9 protein-coding genes and 4 pseudogenes are annotated in these 16,467 nt (G+C 58.5%); 7 read left to right on the top strand and 6 right to left on the bottom strand.

Features of this window, described 5'->3' with window-relative positions:
• Positions 1-411 precede the first annotated feature (411 nt).
• The 4 genes and pseudogenes from ILT44_RS23330 to ILT44_RS32180 all read left to right on the top strand — a co-directional run bounded on the left by ILT44_RS23330 (position 412) and on the right by ILT44_RS32180 (position 4,824).
• On the top strand, positions 412-1,047 hold the full coding sequence (locus tag ILT44_RS23330) for a hypothetical protein (protein ID WP_204242007.1): 636 nt from the start codon (positions 412-414) through the stop codon (positions 1,045-1,047).
• 333 nt (positions 1,048-1,380) lie between these two features.
• The gene (locus ILT44_RS23325) at positions 1,381-2,583 is read left to right on the top strand and encodes a hypothetical protein (RefSeq protein WP_204242006.1); all 1,203 of its coding nucleotides are present in this window, start codon (positions 1,381-1,383) and stop codon (positions 2,581-2,583) included.
• A 598-nt stretch (positions 2,584-3,181) separates the two neighbouring features.
• Positions 3,182-3,517 (top strand): annotated as a pseudogene (locus ILT44_RS23320) (DoxX family protein); the annotation flags it as partial.
• Positions 3,518-4,374: 857 nt separating this feature from the next.
• Positions 4,375-4,824 carry a MarR family transcriptional regulator gene (locus ILT44_RS32180; RefSeq protein WP_204242004.1) on the top strand — a complete coding sequence of 150 codons (450 nt, stop codon included), beginning with the start codon at positions 4,375-4,377 and terminating at the stop codon, positions 4,822-4,824.
• 128 nt (positions 4,825-4,952) lie between these two features.
• On the opposite strand, the gene ILT44_RS23310 is transcribed toward ILT44_RS32180, so the two are convergent.
• Both ILT44_RS23310 and ILT44_RS23305 read right to left on the bottom strand, forming a co-directional pair.
• Complete coding sequence (locus tag ILT44_RS23310) at positions 4,953-5,306, bottom strand: response regulator (protein WP_204242003.1); 354 nt, start codon at positions 5,304-5,306, stop codon at positions 4,953-4,955.
• Positions 5,296-7,608 (bottom strand): ATP-binding protein, encoded by a 2,313-nt coding sequence (locus ILT44_RS23305; protein ID WP_239468476.1) that lies wholly within the window; start codon positions 7,606-7,608, stop codon positions 5,296-5,298. The genes ILT44_RS23310 and ILT44_RS23305 overlap by 11 nt, the downstream gene beginning before the upstream one ends.
• Before the next feature lie 507 nt (positions 7,609-8,115).
• Between ILT44_RS23305 and ILT44_RS23300 the strand changes: the two genes are divergently transcribed.
• From ILT44_RS23300 to ILT44_RS23290, 3 genes are all read left to right on the top strand, one after another.
• Positions 8,116-14,004, top strand: a complete 5,889-nt coding sequence (locus ILT44_RS23300; protein WP_204242001.1) for a putative Ig domain-containing protein — start codon at positions 8,116-8,118, stop codon at positions 14,002-14,004.
• Positions 14,005-14,269: 265 nt separating this feature from the next.
• Complete coding sequence (locus ILT44_RS23295) at positions 14,270-14,422, top strand: hypothetical protein (protein WP_204242000.1); 153 nt, start codon at positions 14,270-14,272, stop codon at positions 14,420-14,422.
• 21 nt (positions 14,423-14,443) lie between these two features.
• Positions 14,444-14,632, top strand: a complete 189-nt coding sequence (locus ILT44_RS23290) for a hypothetical protein (RefSeq protein WP_204241999.1) — start codon at positions 14,444-14,446, stop codon at positions 14,630-14,632.
• Here the strand turns inward: ILT44_RS23290 and ILT44_RS23285 are convergent.
• The 4 genes and pseudogenes from ILT44_RS23285 to ILT44_RS31095 all read right to left on the bottom strand — a co-directional run.
• Entirely contained in the window at positions 14,596-14,895 is a 300-nt protein-coding gene (locus ILT44_RS23285) for a hypothetical protein (protein WP_204241998.1), read from the bottom strand. The genes ILT44_RS23290 and ILT44_RS23285 overlap by 37 nt on opposite strands.
• Positions 14,896-15,321: 426 nt before the next feature.
• Positions 15,322-15,600 (bottom strand): annotated as a pseudogene (locus tag ILT44_RS23280) (nitrile hydratase accessory protein); the annotation flags it as partial.
• Between the two features lie 28 nt (positions 15,601-15,628).
• Positions 15,629-16,189, bottom strand: a pseudogene (locus tag ILT44_RS23275) (IS630 family transposase); the annotation flags it as partial.
• Positions 16,190-16,191: 2 nt separating this feature from the next.
• A pseudogene (locus tag ILT44_RS31095) lies at positions 16,192-16,467 on the bottom strand (hypothetical protein); the annotation flags it as partial.

Genomic DNA, 16,467 nt, shown 5'->3' with positions numbered 1-16,467 from the left:
GGGATTCTACCAAGGTCAATTGCTGCTGCGCACTAATCACTAACAGAGGGCAAACGATACCACAGGCTCTACCGAGACACGAGCGCAGACATTCCTCTACCACTAAATAGCAGCTTGCATCTGAGTAAACGTTTGCAAATGATACTGCGATTACTCCGAAGGACCCCAAATTTGGCCATCCGATACACGGGTACACCTCCGGTCAGTGGAGTATTAATGGTAAAATGCATCCTGCGAGTAAGTCGCGTATAACTCCATAGCGCCGTCACCTCAGTTTGTAATCGTATTCGATTCGCAGGTTCCACATCGGAGCCGAAAAGCTGACGCAGTATGCAGAAGACCTTACCGAACCGAGACTTTCACTACAATCCGCGGGCGATCGAGGTTCCTGCACATAATTTGAGGTGGATCATGACACTCGAATTAGGCCAACATGTCTGGTACTGGAATGGCAACATCTCACTTGATAAGAGCATTCCAAGGGCGCAGTGGTTTCCTGGCTCCAACCCCAACGACCCAAATGATTACTTAGGAAATGGCATCAATATTTTCCAATACGTTATTCATCAGACGGAAGTCGCGCGTGGACAGCCCCACATGAGGAACAAGCCGGGAAGTTTCGCCTGGTTGAACAACAATCCCGGAAACATCACTGGCGTCCCTGGTGGTCCGGACTTCGGTCAGTATCCAGGCAAGTTCAACTGGCATAACTTCTTGATCTTTCCGACGTGGGGTGCCGGATATGATGCAATTGCCAAGCTCCTGAAGACACCGGCTTATGTGAACTTGTCCATATTGGACGCATTCAAGAGATACGCGCCGGCGTCTGACGGGAACGACCCAGACGGTTACGCGGCGGCCGTCGCTCAGAGCATCGGTGGCGACGTCACGGTCGCGACACGGGTAGGCGACCTCAGCGACGAGCAGATGCAAGTCATACAAAACAAAATCCAAGATATTGAGGGTGGAAACCTTGCCGGTACGAGCCTCTCATGGGATTCCGATGAAATCCCGCAGGAGATTAGAGACCAGTTGCCTGTTGGATAAATTCGCTAGGTTCCCACTTCGTTGAGAGTTGGCACCGGCCGCGATTCTGGGCCTTCACCAATCGGACAGTATCCCAATGTAAGTCCGGAGACATTGTTGAGGAATCTTGCGCTTCTGAGTGTGAGGACGTTGCAAGTACGTCCAGCTGAGTTGAACGTACCAAAGTCTCGCCCGCGACAGGGGATCACTGCCTTGGTGCCCCAACACCGCGGACAAGCGGACAAATTTTCGGAAGCGTCAACGGTTGCAGATACCGTGCTGAAGCCGTCGCCGACTCTGGTGCAAAACGGCGTACCCACTAACACGGCACAAACTGATCGAAGAGCGGATGATATGGACGAGCTGCGAATTTCTGAGAACAGCTACAAGGGTTGGCAGGATTATGCTGAACGTATCGGGTTCGTGCCCGATCCGATGATCTTGCGCTCGGGGGAAATCTTCCTCAATGGCCTCAGCGGTGTGGATCGTCTTCAGCGCGTTGATCGACAAGTCGGGGCAGCGCTCAAGGACAACATCGGCAGCCTCGTCGAGTTCTTCGATCTCGTCGTTACCCGCGATACTATCCCGCTCATCGACTACTATGGCCATACGTTCGACTCCGATACCGTTCCACGCTCGCTCGAAAGCTTTCTTGGTCCGCGACTGTGTAATGTAACGATTGATTACCAAGTCTATCGAACGATCAAAGCGGGTGCTCTCCGCAGCCTCACTCGGCTCGAGTTCGATCGCCTGACACCATTGGCAGGTCAGCTCTTCGAGCTTGATGCCTTGCGCTACGACTGGCACCCGGAGCTTAGGGCTGGCGACCAACAAACGGATGAGGAGAGGGAGAAGCTTGCAAAGCTTGACGAACCTCTGCGCCTTGTCGCCCAATTTCTGCTGGGTGGCTTCATCTTTAGCGGTTTCGCACAGGCCAGTGAGACCACACATTACATACAGCCAAAGCGGTCGAGGCTGATGCTTGGGCTGACGGTAGCGCCCGAAACCACACCAAGCGTCGGGCGTGAAGAAGAAGCAGCAATCTTCAAACATGCGGAAGCAAGCCTCGAAGGCAGCAAAGCGAATGTCGTGATGCAACGCTCGATCCCACCCGTTCTGCCGTATCTCATATCCGGAAGGGGAGCTCCTAAAACGACGTTGGAATTGCTCGACAAGGCCAAGGAATTCCGGGATTCCCCTGACGGAATACGCTATCGCGAGGCTGTTCAGGCAATCCGTGGAGGCGGTATCGAGGGAGATCGCACCAGCGACCTTAGCGCCGTGGAGCGGGCGCGGGCGCTTGAGATGCTCGCGCCCTACAGCAATCTAGACACGGAGCGCTCCCGCTCGTTGGAAGTGAAATTTAAGTTAGACGCGCGCAACGGTCTCAGCGTGGAGCTCCCCATAGCAGTCCAAGTTCCCGCTTGGTTGCGGGTGTGGTGGAACGACAACATCGTCTTTGGTGGTATGCGCAAGACGTTCCGCCGAATGTGGATGTCCGCTGAAAGCTACAATGATGTCGCGGGAAAGATGCTTGAGATTTGGAAAGCCTCATAGCCGATCGCGAAATCGGGTAACAATCGTTCTTTCGAAATCTCCTTTGTCTGCTTCTGAAAACCAGTTATGAAGCTCGCGTTGACAGGCCTTTCTGACAAAACCCAGGGAAACATGGCTGACGTTATGCACCATGGCTCAGGCTGGGCTGCCGGATAACGTTTTTCGGCTCCGGGAGCTGCTGGCGGAACAGCGAGAATGGCGCACTGGTCACCCCGGCGGTTACAAAGGTAGCCAAGGGTACCATCTTGGTTCTTCATCGCATTGTTGTCAGACAACTTGACGGCGTTGTCATGCGTGGCCGCGCCGGAGACTCCACAGGCCACAACGCGTCCGGCTCTCGGACACCGCCAGTACTCCCGGCACATCGCTGCCTGAATGAAAACCGTCATAACCAATGATGGCATCCCGCGAGAGCGCTGGTGCGTATTAAACTCTGCGCTATCCGCTCACAAGAGATCCTGACATGGGTCGGCGGCGCCTGTCATGGCATCGCGACAAGGCGGCGTGCAGTCGGGTCTCACCGGTGGCACCTCACCGCCGAAAGCTTTGGATAACTCCGCACTGACATTGGCCCAGATGGACTCGAAGCCGGTTTGGGAACGTTGCGGGTCCGCGAGCCCGATTCCGCGCCGGCTTGGCTGTGACAGGCGAGATCCTCGGCCCTGTCGCACTGATCCCTCGTGTGGCTCCGCGCCTGACCGCACTCCTGCTGACCGGCTTTACGCTCGTGGCGACGCTGATCAGTCACAGCTTCTGGACATTCCCGGCCGAGGCCCAATCAGCCCGACCTATCCAGTTGTTCAAAAACCTCGCTATCATCGGTGGCCTGCTGTTGTACTTTGCCAGCATTGCCGGAGCTTTCAGCCGGCCGGGCTTGCTTCGGTCCCGCACTTGTCCGGGTAAGGTGTCGGCGGGCAGATCCGCGCACACATGAGCAGTCAAGGTGGTCGGCATGATCGAAAAAGCCACCATCCCGCTCCGGATCAGGCAACGCCCCTTCATTCCTCGATCGCATCCCACGTGGGAAACGATGTCTCCCCAGGTATCGATAGACCGCTCCGATGCGAAGAATGGGAGGACCGGCATGGCCGAAGGGCAGCTTTGATCTGGTCCACCGGTCCAGGCTTCTCGAACGGTGCCGGTCCAGCGCATTCGTGAAGTAGTTTTGTGAACTCGGGTCACATAGGGGTCACAAAACTCTGCCACTGTAGGAATAAATGTGCAACAACATGAAACGATAAGTCATTGAAAAATAAAGAAAGTGTAACAATCTGAAACCGGCCGAAACCCCACTTCAAAGATGCCATCCTCAGTTATGAGACAAACTTCTGAGCACACGAGGCCTCCTCACTCACAGGCAACGGCGGGTGAGGAGGCCTTTCTGCTGCCTGATGTCCAACGAGAAAGCCCCCTCACCCTGTCCTCCCGTCAGATTTCCTTCCGCCGCGGCAGGGGAAGGATCCTGAGGTAGGACCGGCCAAAACGAGTTATGGAGGCTTGGCACTCCAATCATGACCGGCTTGGGATCTGTGTGCTCAATGTGGGCTGTCGTCTCGGCGGATAAGACGGCTGTGTCTCTGTGCAGTAGCCGAGGCGACCCTACAGATCGGCGTGACAGCGGTCACCACTATCGGGCACCCTGCTTCGGTGTCAGCTCAAGTTTGCCAATCTTCAGGGGAATGAGTTCCACCAACTCGTAGCTGAATAACTTCGCGAAACGGAAGTCGTGATACTGTTGCCATCCTGGGCTAAGAGGAGTAACAGTACGCCTTCCAAAACCCAGAGCTCATTTTGCCACCGAGACCCAAGAAACAAGCGGCCGCTCTAGCGCGCCTCCTCGATCAAACCTCGCGGGCTCTGCATTCACTCGGATTTGCGGCAGATCTGTTTCCGGCCCAATGGACGGCACTGCGCTACTTCGCTTCTGCCGAGCCAGCGCAACGGACCGCCAGCGCTCTTGCTCGGTTTCAGGGCATCGCTGTTGGCCCGGTGACCCGCACAGTCCGCACTCTTATGGCAAAGGGTTATGTAACCAATGTCGAAGGGCGTGCTCGAGGGCGCACTCGACAGGTTGAATTGACAGAAGCCGGACGTGCTCTGCTTGCTGAAGACCCCCTCCACCTCATCACCAGGGCTATTGATGAACTTGATGGAGAGCAGCGACTGGCTCTTGCAAGCGCTCTGGAGCATATCGTCCATCGCCTCCAAGCCGGTCAGGGTGAGGACAGAGAGCGCATCTAGCGTATCCTGCGGAAAATGAGCCTAGTTTACGATGACGGGGGCCTGCTGTTCCCACCAACGATGCGCTCCTTTGCAAGATAAACATCGAATGAGCCTCAAAAGTTGATTTCGCCTCTAAGTCCAGTGTTTTAGTGACCTTTCCCCTCTATTGCTGTGATCAGAAGCGCCTCGTCGAACGGCTTCACAAAAACTTCTTCAGCCCCCCAGACCTCAGCCAGCGACATGGCAGTTTCGATCGTCATTCGTGGTCCGCCGCCGGTCATAGCAAAGACCCGCAGGTGCGGTCGCTCGCTTCTAAGCCGCTTGATCAGTGAGATTCCGTCAACGCCCGGCATCCATATATCGGTTACGACGATATCAAAGGATCCGGAGGACAGAAGCTCGAGAGCCTGCTGACCGTTTTCGGCGACCTCGGCCTCATAGCCTGCGGCGCTCAGCGCGATGCGGATCGATTCGCGCACTCCCAAGACATCATCGATCACCAGGATCCGACATGGGCTCTGCATGGCCGTTTGCTTCCTCTCTTGTGTTTCTTAGTCCATCCGGGAGTGTGATGACAAACTTCGTACCCTGTTTCACTTCGGACTGGATGTCGATCGATGCTCCCCAGCCGGTGACTATCCTGTAAACGAGGGCTAGGCCAAGTCCTGTGCCCCCGCTCGTGGATTTGGTCGTAAAGAACGGCTCGAACGCCTGCCTCCGTGTATCGGCGTCCATACCCTCCCCATCGTCCGCAATGCACAGAGTGGCTCCATTCCGCTGCGCGTGACGGATGAGCGAGATCTCGATCCGTCCTCCCCTCCTAAGGGCATGCACCGCGTTGGCGATCAGATTGCTGATAACCTGAAGGACCTCCCCGAGCGGGACAGAGAACGTGTCCATGTGATCGATTTTGACATCAAGTTCCACGGCTGCCGGGATCGCAGGCCTCACTGCATCAACCGCCTTTGCCAGAGCTTGATCGAAGGGCACGAGTGGACTGGTTTGCAGGGTTGGGCGAACTGTTGTCAGGATGCCTGCAACGATCTCCTGGGCCCGGAGCCCTGCATCCTCAACAATCCCCATCTGGTAGCGTCTTCCATCCGTGGGGTCGAAGCTGCCACGAACGCGCCGGGTCAGATTGATGATCGGGTGGAGAAGATTGTTGATTTCGTGTGCGACACCGCCCGCGAGTTGCCCAAGAGCGGCCATTTTCTGCTGCTGCATTTGCCGCTCGTTCAACAGCATCTCCTTTGTGACGTCACTAAAGATGCCGCGATGGCCACAATAGCGGCCTTGGGTGTCGATGGAGGGAGTTCCACTGACAGCCAGGTACCGGTCCGAACCGGATTTTTCCTGGACTGTCAGCACAACCGATCGGAACCCGGTTCGCTCGCGAAAAGCCTTTTCTAAGACGGCAAGGCCCTGGGTGCTGGAAGCACGCGAGGTGCCGCGCATGCTTTCGATGAAATCTGATTTGTGAGTAACTCCCAGGGTCTGACTGTCGATTTGTCCCGCAAGATAGGCCAAGCGCCCCTTGGCATCGGTTTCCCAGAAGCTATCCGAGGCGCTGTCGGCAAAGCTGCGGAAGCGCGCCTCACTGGATTGGGACGCACGGAGAAGCCTTCGCTCGCGGGCTTGGATATCGAGCGATGTCACAATGCCGAAAATCAGGAGCGAAAATCCCGCACCCAAATAGACGGCATTCACCACAAGAGGATGAGGAGCGAGGCTGTCCGCCGCATCGAGCAGCAACCTCGCTGATCCGCCGGCAATCGCGGGAAGCCAGCACAAAAGGAATACCAGGGAACGGCGCCATTCATAGCGCATCATCGCCAGTGCTAGGCCAACCCCCGCAGCCAGGGCGACGAGGCCAATGTAGGACGAATAGAGGCGGATCATGCGAACATCTGCCATGATCTCAATGACGACCTGAACGCCAAAGATGAGGAGAAGGATGATCCCGACCTTGATCACTCGGTTAAGTAAGGGGCGGTATGCTCGGACCTTCAGATAGCATGCCTCGAAGGAGAGCCACGCTGCGAAGGTCAGAAGGCTGCCCGACAGCGATGCCATGCGGGACAGATCGAATGCTCCGGGAACCAGAGCGGTCTCCAGAAAGGCCTTATCCGCTACGACGTACACCATGAAGGACAGAACGAGCGCACTCAACCGAAGCAGCGCTCCATCTTTGAGGGCCCAGCCGATGGCGAGAAGGTAGGCAAAGAGTGCTGTCAGGGCACCTATCAATCCGCCGAAAGCGAGGGATTGGTCCCCGTAGGTTGCCGCATAGGTTCGCTCGGTCTCCAACCAAAGCACGGCTCGCATGGAGGAATTTGTCTCTACGCGAATGAAGATCTCCTGCCCCGCAATGGATGCAGCGTCGACGTGAAACGCGGGATAGCGCAGGAGTTCTCGTCCTGCGGCATAGTCGTCTTTCGGATTCCAGTCGAATGAACGCCATCCGACCTCTGCCGGAACAAAGAGAACAGCATGGGCAATCCGCGACTCGTGGAGTGATATCACCCAACTATTCTCGAGAGTGAGGTTGGGCATCCGCAACCGAAGCCAGAAGGCAGCACCTCTGGATGGGCTGACCCCACGATTGGCGGTCCGACCGTTTGCCGGTGTGAAGAGCGAAGGATTGGCGGCAACGGTCTCGATCGTCGACTGACCGGTTGGATCGACGAAATGATCAGCCCTTGAACCGATAAATATTCTCTCCGGGTGTGACGCTCTCCCCAGAGACTGCTCTTGTGCCGAAAGTGTTCCGATAACCTGAAACAGGAGAGCCGCACAGAGCATTGCGTGAGCAAGGGTCAGTCCGGGCCGGAGCCGTATTCTCATCGCGCAACCTAGTAACCACAGACACAATCCTAAGGGAGGCGCAGGTTGACGCATAGACCATTTACCAATTATAGCTCACTGAGCTAATAAAAAGCGGTGATGTGCTTCCTCCGACGGCGCCATATCCGGCTGCGGTGCGACCCATATTGAGAATCGTCAGCCGGCCTATGGAAGAAGAAGTTGTCGGGGAATAGAGACATCTCGCTGAGCCGACAGGCATGGGGCAGCAGGGATGAGCGGGTGGCGAAGGAACGAGCAGGTCTGCCGCTTCTGGCGCAGCACGATATCGCCTGCTCCCCAGAGGGTCATGACCCGATTTCTGGTTTTTGAAACCTTAAGGGCGCCTTCCGTTCAGGCGCGTCATACGGCCCGTCAAAACCATCGACTTTGGGCAATCGGAAGCGATCCAGGGCTCGGATCTTAATAGAACAATATTGCAATTAGAAGACGCGGGTGGGGGTTAGAATGACGCTGGTTGCTGCTGAAAAAGTTGCTCAACTGAAAGCGGGCGTAGACAAAGCGCTGAGCTATATCGAGAAAGCTCTTTCCGTCCAAGTTCTGGCGCAAAAGCTGCCCTTTGTCGGAGACAAACTGAAGGAGGCTTTTGACAAGGCGGAATCGACCGTCAACCAGATCCGCGATCTGAAGGAAACGATATTCAAGGCGCTGAACGATCTGAATAACCTACCCGAATACGCTGAGGCGCAGATTGAGACGGCTATCAATGACGCGCTGAAAGCCGCCGACTTCCTCAAGACTGTTGCCGACGTCGTCGTTAGCGGGACGGATGTTCAAATCAATTTCACCTGTGACGAGGCGAGAAACATCACGCTCGATCTCGCCTCCGACCTAGGCCTCGGGGGCCTAGGGATCAACACGTCCGGCCAGGTCCAGGTCGATCTCTCCTGTCAGTTCAACTTCACTGTGGGTGCGGATGCTAGCGGAACCGACGCCTTCTATCTTGTGACGAATGGCGGAGCGCCAGAACTGGCGCTCGGGATAAGCGTCACGGCTCCGCAGCTTGCGGCCGATGCATCGCTTGGTTTTCTCAACTTCAACGCCACAGATATGGGTTCGTTGGTGACAGGGGCGTTCACCGTCGACCTTAAGGCGGATGCAGATGGCAAGTTGAGGTTGTCGGAGGTCGACAACGGGGTCGACGTCCTCGATGCTACCTTCACCGGCCAGGCAGATATCGACATCCATCTGTCAGGGGATATGGGTGCCGCCAATCTACCCAAGATCAGTGCCGACCTCGCCGTTGACTGGGCGTTCAACAACTCGACCGTCAACCCGGATGGCGGTCAGGCCTTCGGCGGCACGCCAAAGGTCGTGTTCAATAATGTCAGCTATGACTTTGGCACCTTCATCGAAGACTTCATCAAGCCAATCCTCGCTCATCTCGACCCGGTCCTCCAGCCGATCGATCAGGCGCTGGCCATCTTCAGGACCGACCTGACTTTCCTGAAAGTGTTCCCCAATTGGGAAGGGGTCTTCGACAAGGCGGGTGCGGACGTCGGCGGCATTGATGCAGCCGACGGGAAGATCACGCTCATCGACTTCGTCAAGATGGCGCAGCCGAGTGCCAACCTGACGGCTGCGGTCGGGTTCATCGAACTCGTCGATGATATCGTCGACTGGGCCGCCTTCTTCCAGGACAAGACCTTCGGTCCCGACGAATACGATCTCGGCTCGTTTGAGATCTTGGAGGACATCCGGGATGCTGCGGTCTTTCTCGAAGGAATTGCTCCCGATGCTCTGAATGCCGTCGGCAATATCCCCAACCTCGCCACGTTCCTGGGCGGCCTGACGGGTGGGGGCTACAGCGCTGTCGATGGCCGTGGACAAAGCGGCCAGGACATCCTTGAGGACATGCTCCTCGGCGACTTCTTCAAGTTCCCGATCCTGACCAATCCGATGGAGGCCTTCCATTTCCTCCTGGGTGGACAGGCAGACCTGTTCTCGCTCGACCTGCCGGCACTCTCGTTCAATTTCGGTGGCGACCTTGGCCCTGACGGAAGCCCTCTCGGCGACCTCGCCGACCTGGCCATTTTCCCTGTCGTTCCAGGGATTGACATCAAGCTCGAAGGCGCGATCGATGTTGCCATGGACATGGCCTTCGGTTTCGACACCCGCGGCCTCCTGCAGTTCAAAGCAAGCGGTTACACGGATTACGCGAGGGTCTTCAACGGCTTCTTTGTCAGCGATCAGCAGGGAGCTGGTGGGGACCTCCCTGAGGCGTCGCTGTCTGTCCTGCTCCAGCTCGCCGTCAGCGCATCGATTCCCCTCGCGACGGTCGGCGGGGCCGGCAACATTGCCGGTCAAATCCTTCTGAACCTCAACGATATCGTCAATGGAACCCCTGCGGACGGGAAGATCTATCTCGACGAGATGGGTAATGCCCTTCTGACCAATCCTTTCGGCATCTTCGACATGTCGGGCCAGATCACGGCGGGCTTCGCCGCGTTCGTGAACGTGGCCGGCTATGACCTCTGGCGCTACAACTCACCGCGCTACACCCTGGGCGGCTTCTCGTTCTCTGACGTTCCTCCGGTCGCAGTGGGAGACACTCCGCCTCCGCCGCCGGATCTCGGCACGATTGAGGGAACGACCCTCGTTCTCAACATCGGCGATCGCGCCCAATACAGGGCAACGTCCAACACGAGCGATGGCGACGAAAGCTTCGAAATCGGAGGCAGCTCCGGCACGGTCTCCGTGCTCGCCTTCTCGCGCTCGCAGCAGTTTACCGACATTACCGGAATTGTGGCGAACGGTGGCGCGGGCGATGACGCGATACTGCTTGCCGCCAGTCTCGACATCTCTGCGACGCTCGATGGCGGTAGCGGCACAGATTACCTTTATGGTGGCGCGGCTGCCGATGTGATCAGAGGAGGAGACGGTCGCGATTATCTTCATGGGCGCGACGGAGGGGATCGGCTCGACGGGCAGGACGGGGATGACGTCCTCGACGGTGGTGCGGGTGCCGACATCTTGGACGGTGGTGCCGATTTCGACATCGTGACTTACGAGAATTCGACGGCAGCCATCTTCATCGACCGGGAGAAGGGCCAAGCTAGCGGTGGGGACGCCGAAGGCGACGCCTACTTGAACGTCGAGGTGTTCGAAGGCTCGAACATCGGCAATGACACCATGCTCGGGAGCGCCGGATCGGACATCTTCCTCGGCTTGCTGGGAGATGACCGTCTGGAGGGGCGCGCCGGAAACGATGTCCTTCTCGGCGGCGAGGGCGTGGACAACCTTCTTGGCGGCCTCGACGAAGACACGCTCTACGGGGGTGGCGGCAACGATACGCTCGACGGCGGCGAGGGTGCCGATGTTCTCAAAGGGGGAGCGGGAGACGATCTGTACCTCGTCAATCATCAGGGCGATTCCGTTCATGATCATGATGGAGCGGATGCAGGCGGCTATGACCGTGTCATCTCATCCGTCAACACCACCCTGGCGGAGGGCAGCGGGATCGAGGAACTCGTGCTGACGGGCCCGGCCCGGGTCGGAACAGGAAATTCGGATAAAAACCTGATCATAGGCACGGACGGCGCAGATACCCTCAACGGCAGTGGTGGCGCTGATACGCTCGGGGGAGGTGCCGGCAACGATACCTATGTGTTCGACAGCCTGGGCGATCGCGTCCTGGAGGTGGCCGACAATGGAACGGACGAGATCCATCTGTTGACGGGTGGGCTTTCGACCGGCTCGACCTTCTCGCTCGACACTGAGTGGGGCGCTCAGGTTGAGAACGTGACGCTCGCGGATGACGTGCACGGCGTCAACCTTACCGGCAACAGCCTCGACAATGTGCTGGTCGGCAATAGGGGCGCCAACTTCTTAAGCGGTCTGGCTGGAGACGACACAATCGTATCGGGCCACAGCGGTGCGACAAAGGACGATACACTTTCCGATCAGGCATATGGCGGCGAGGGCTTCGACCACCTGATCGTGGACTGGTCGGATCTGACGGTGGGAGCGCACTTTGCCGGCAGCTCCGGCCAGGGCACCGACGGCTACTACGGCACCTCCTACATCGACAACTCGAGCCGTCTGTATCACTCGGGCGTGGAGCGCTTCACCGTCACCACGGGCGCAGGTGCCGACCTGGTCGAGGTCGGGACTGCCGACGACGTGGTCGCCACCGGGGCGGGCAACGACACCATCCGCTCGGGCACGGGCAAGGACCAGGTGGACGGTGGCACGGGCACAGACACCTGGAAGGCGGACTGGTCAGATGTGACGCAGGCGATCGTGCTTGATCTCAACGCCAGCAACACGGTGCTGGCGGATGGGCGCTATGTGAAGAGCGTCGAGCGTCTGGAAGAGTTCCGGACGGGCACGGGTGCCTTTAACGATGTGATCACCCTGCACGGTGACGCCAGCATCGGGGCGGACACGGTCTACACCCACGATGGCTCTGACACGGTGTCTGTCTTTGCCGGCACGACGCAAGGGGATACCGCCTCCGATGCCGTCTACATGGGCACCGGCACGGACGACCACCTGATCGTGGACTGGTCGGATCTGACGGTGGGAGCGCACTTTGCCGGCAGCTCCGGCCAGGGCACCGACGGCTACTACGGCACCTCCTACATCGACAACTCGAGCCGTCTGTATCACTCGGGCGTGGAGCGCTTCACCGTCACCACGGGCGCAGGTGCCGACCTGGTCGAGGTCGGGACTGCCGACGACGTGGTCGCCACCGGGGCGGGCAACGACAGTATGTGGGGAGGTGCGGGCGACGATAGTTTGTCGGGAGGTGATGGCAACGACCGACTGGAGGGCAGTGCCGGAAACGACACGCTTCAGGGCGGCGACGGCGACGGCGATACTGCAGTCTTCAGGGGCTCTCGAGCCGATTACATATTCGAAATTCATCGCGACGGTACCATCCTCATCACGGATCAGCGGGAGGGTGGAGACGGCCAGGATACAATCGAAGGGATTGAACTACTTCAATTCTGGGACGGGACAGCCCGGCTGAATACCATCAAGCTTGAAGACCAGAGCATCGGTGAAGACGAGCATTGGTCGTTCCAAATCCCTGAAGGTTTCGATCCTAACCAGGCAGAAGGACTTGACTACTCAATTTCCCTGGCGGGCGGAACGGTTTTGCCAGGATGGCTCACGTTCGATACTGAGACGAGAACCTTCTCAGGCACCCCGCCGCTGAACTTCAACGGTGTAATCGATCTGACAATAGTAGCCCGCAACGACGTTCTTGTTGCCCTATCGAGCCTCAGGCTGGCAGTGGAAGCTGTCAACGACGCGCCGCTTGCGGGGGCATCGGGCAACAGCGCCTCGGGAGTTGAAGATAGAATCATCACCGGCCAAGTGCCAGCGGGAACAGATGTGGATGGGGACGACCTGACCTATCAGCTGGTCTCGCCTGTGGCGGGCTTGGATTTCAACCCAGACGGCACCTTCACGTATACTCCAGCCGCAAATTTCCATGGCACGGTCGCATTCGAGTACGAAGTGGTGGACGCTGTTGGGGACAAGAGTGAGGCGAAGGCCTTCACCTTGAATCTCACCCCGGTCAATGACGCTCCATCAGACATCATCCTGTCGAATGCCGCCGTAGCCGAAAACGCGAGTTCAGGAACGGCTGTCGGCTCGCTGGCTGCCTTCGATCCCGATGGGGATGCCGCCTTCATCTTCGGCCTCCTCGACGATGCCGGCGGTCGCTTCATGCTAGGAGCTGACAGCAAGTCCATTGTAATCAAGAACGGATCTCTCCTGGATTACGAGCAGGCCACGAGCCACCAAGTTGTCGTGCAAGCCACCGATGCAACCGGTGTCAGCTATAGTAAGGCCCTGACCATCGTGCTCCAGGACATCGTGAAAGAGACCACGACCGGCACTGCTGGCAACGACACGGTCTCGGGCGGATCCGGTACCGATAATCTCTCTGGCGGCGCCGGCAACGACAGCCTGGATGGCGGCGGCGGCAAGGACAAGATCAACGGCGGCACCGGCAACGACAGGATCATTGGCGGCACCGGTCAGGATACGCTGACCGGCGGTACCGGCAAGGACGTGTTCATGTTTGCCAGCAAGGACACGGGCACGAGCAAGAGCACGGCGGACTACATCACGGACTTCTCCGGTAAGGGAGGAGATAAGATCGACCTGAAGCTGATCGATACCGACACGAAGAAGAAGGGCGATCAGGCCTTCAGCTTCATCGGCAAGGACGCTTTCACCAAGGCCGGTCAGGTGCGCTACGAGAAGTCCGGCAAGGACACCTATGTCTACCTCAACACCGACAGCGACAAGACGGCGGAAGGCGTGATTAAGCTCAAAGGGGCCATGGACTTCAGCAAGGGATGGTTCGTGCTTTAACGGGCGTGAGCTGGGAAGCTTCCCGCCTGAAATGATCTCCTGCCGTGAGCGGGCCTCACGGCAGGAGATGTACACCCCTTGGGTCCAGCAAAAAAGCTCGTGCCCTCACTTAGCAATGGCATTGCACGCCGTCATCAATGGTGCGGTACTAGAGTATAGGACGCTTGCACGGACGAGCATCGTCACATTAAAGCGCTTTTGATCTGAGCTTGAACCCATCCGGGTGATCTGTGCGTTGACTGGGATATGGCCCGGGAGGCAAGCCATGCCGCAGCTCTATTCTCCTGATCTGCGTGAGCGTGTTCTTGGTGCCTGCGCGCACGGCGACCTTCCTCAGGTCGAGATCGCCCGCCGCTTGCAGGTCTGTCCCGCCACCGTGTCGAACTGGCGCCTTCTTGCCAGTGCGACCTTGTTCTAAGACCTGCCAGGTCGATCCCGCGTGATCGGCGAGTTCCAGCATGCCCTGGATGGGGCTGATCTCATTGCCATCGGCGAAGTCCTGGCGGGGCGGCACCCTGGTCGCCACTCCGAACAGGAGATCACGGTCTTCGACAGCTCGGGGCTGTCGATCCAGGATCTCTACATCGCTCGTCACCTGTTGGCGAAGCGAGGGGCATCGCACGCGTAATAGCGGTGAGGACGGAACGACACCCGCCCCATGGAAATCGCCGGGATCTTCAGGATCACGTCTTGTTGCTTCGCTCCCGCTTGATCCTCTCGGCCATGCCCCGGGGACATGGGTCCGAGGTCTTCGAGATCGTGGTCTTCCTTCGCGGCCGCGTGCGTCATGTTCACGAGTGGATCGAACGAAGGTTCGAGTGTTGGTTCATCCGCGGCCTGGCGCATCTCCTTGGCCGCGATGTTCACCTGTTCGGCTTTGTCCCAGGACATGTCATGTCTCCTCTTCGCCCGACCAACGCAGCCTCTGAGGCGTCGTTCCGACAGGATGGGGCTTCGACCCTGATCAACCCGAAGAGAATGGGTTTGGGATCGAGCCCTCCCAGACTTCCGCATGATTGCTGGCGCATACCCGTAGAGAAGCCATGCGTCGAGGGTCAGCTCGGGGTCAAACTGAGCCGTGATTACCTGGATGTCGGCTTTGCTCGCGAAAGCGGAAACCCTGCTATGCGTCACTGACGGTGGGAGCATGGTTGCTGAAGGCTATCAGCAGCAACTGAGATAGATGTGGCGTTGTGATATGGAAGTTGGGAGCAGGGTACACTCGACGCTCTTTGGGGAGTGGGTGCATCCCTCGCACGTTGAGGTCAGCCCACGACGCACAGCAGCATCGCCTTGCACGCGGTCCTGGCTCACAAACTACCGGAGTGGATCGTTCGCGAGCAAAATCGGTTGACCATGCGGGGTCGCGTGTGCCGCCCGATCCCAAGCGTCCCGCCGTTCCGCCAGGGCCTGTTCACTTGCAATCCCCTTGTCCCTGACCAACTGCTCGATTGCAGCCAGCCAGTGCTGATAGTAGGTCGAACCGTCGTCGCACTCCCCCGCCGCCTGGGCGCGCTTGATCGCGGCCGACAGTGCTGCGGCCCATTCCGTCCAGGTAAACAGGCCCTGCTCGTACAGGGCCAACGTCATCGCGAAGGCTTGAGCCTCCTAGAGCAGATTCGATTTAGACGGGCTCATATCCGCAGTTCCTGAGGTAGTTGCGACACTCCTCGGGCGAGAACGCATTGAGCAGTTCACCGATGGTTTCCCAAAGCGCTTCCTTGGTGCGTGCGCCCGCTTTGCGCAGGAGCGCCTTGAGCTTGGCGAAAAGTTGCTCGATCGGATTGAGATCGGGGCTGTAGGGTGGCAGATACAGCAGGCTTGCCCCGACGGCTCGGATCGCCTCCTCGACACCGGCCACCTTGTGAGTTGCAAGGTTGTCGAGCACGACGACATCGCCGGACGAGAGAGCCGGCGCCAGCATTTGCTCGACATAGGCCCGGAAGATCTCGCCTCGCATCGGGCCATCTACGACGAGCGGTGCGATGATCCTGTCCTCGCGCAGGCCTGCCACAAAGGTGGTGGTCAGCCAGTGCCCGTGCGGCACCGCATCGATCACCCGCTGTCCCCGCGGCGCCCTGCCGTAACGGCCCGTCATGTTGGTGGCCGTGCCGGTCTCGTCCAGGAACACAAAGCGGCTTGCATCCATAAAGCGTTGCCAGACGCGAAAGCGGTGGCGCTCCTGGGCTACATCCGGCCGGTCCTGCTCGGCCGCCCAGAGTGTCTTTTTTTGTGCGTCAGGCCCATTCGCTTGAGCATGAGATGAATGGTCGAGAGCGCCTGCACCTCGATCCCGCGGGTGCGCAGTTCGGCTTGGATCTCGGCCAGCGTGATGCCGGACTTGGCGTCCACCAGGGATCGCAGCAGATCCTGATGCGCCTCGAGGACCGGACGACGATGGCCGCCGATCCGCTCTGGCACCATCGAGCCGGTCTCGCGCAGCCGCCGCAACAGCTTCACGGC

The sequence above is a fragment of the Microvirga arvi genome, assembly GCF_016892765.1.
Taxonomy (GTDB): Bacteria; Pseudomonadota; Alphaproteobacteria; order Rhizobiales; family Beijerinckiaceae; genus Microvirga; species Microvirga arvi.
This window is presented reverse-complemented; position numbering and strand designations above follow the sequence as displayed.

Bases quoted from the DNA above. Each gene is read 5' to 3' on its own strand.
- ILT44_RS23330 (WP_204242007.1), top strand. From the start codon at position 412: ATGACACTCGAATTAGGCCAACATGTCTGGTACTGGAATGGCAACATC.
- ILT44_RS23325 (WP_204242006.1), top strand. From the start codon at position 1,381: ATGGACGAGCTGCGAATTTCTGAGAACAGCTACAAGGGTTGGCAGGAT.
- ILT44_RS23305 (WP_239468476.1), bottom strand. From the start codon at position 7,608: ATGCTCTGTGCGGCTCTCCTGTTTCAGGTTATCGGAACACTTTCGGCA.
- ILT44_RS23300 (WP_204242001.1), top strand. From the start codon at position 8,116: ATGACGCTGGTTGCTGCTGAAAAAGTTGCTCAACTGAAAGCGGGCGTA.
- ILT44_RS23295 (WP_204242000.1), top strand. From the start codon at position 14,270: ATGCCGCAGCTCTATTCTCCTGATCTGCGTGAGCGTGTTCTTGGTGCC.
- ILT44_RS23285 (WP_204241998.1), bottom strand. From the start codon at position 14,895: ATGTCCTGGGACAAAGCCGAACAGGTGAACATCGCGGCCAAGGAGATG.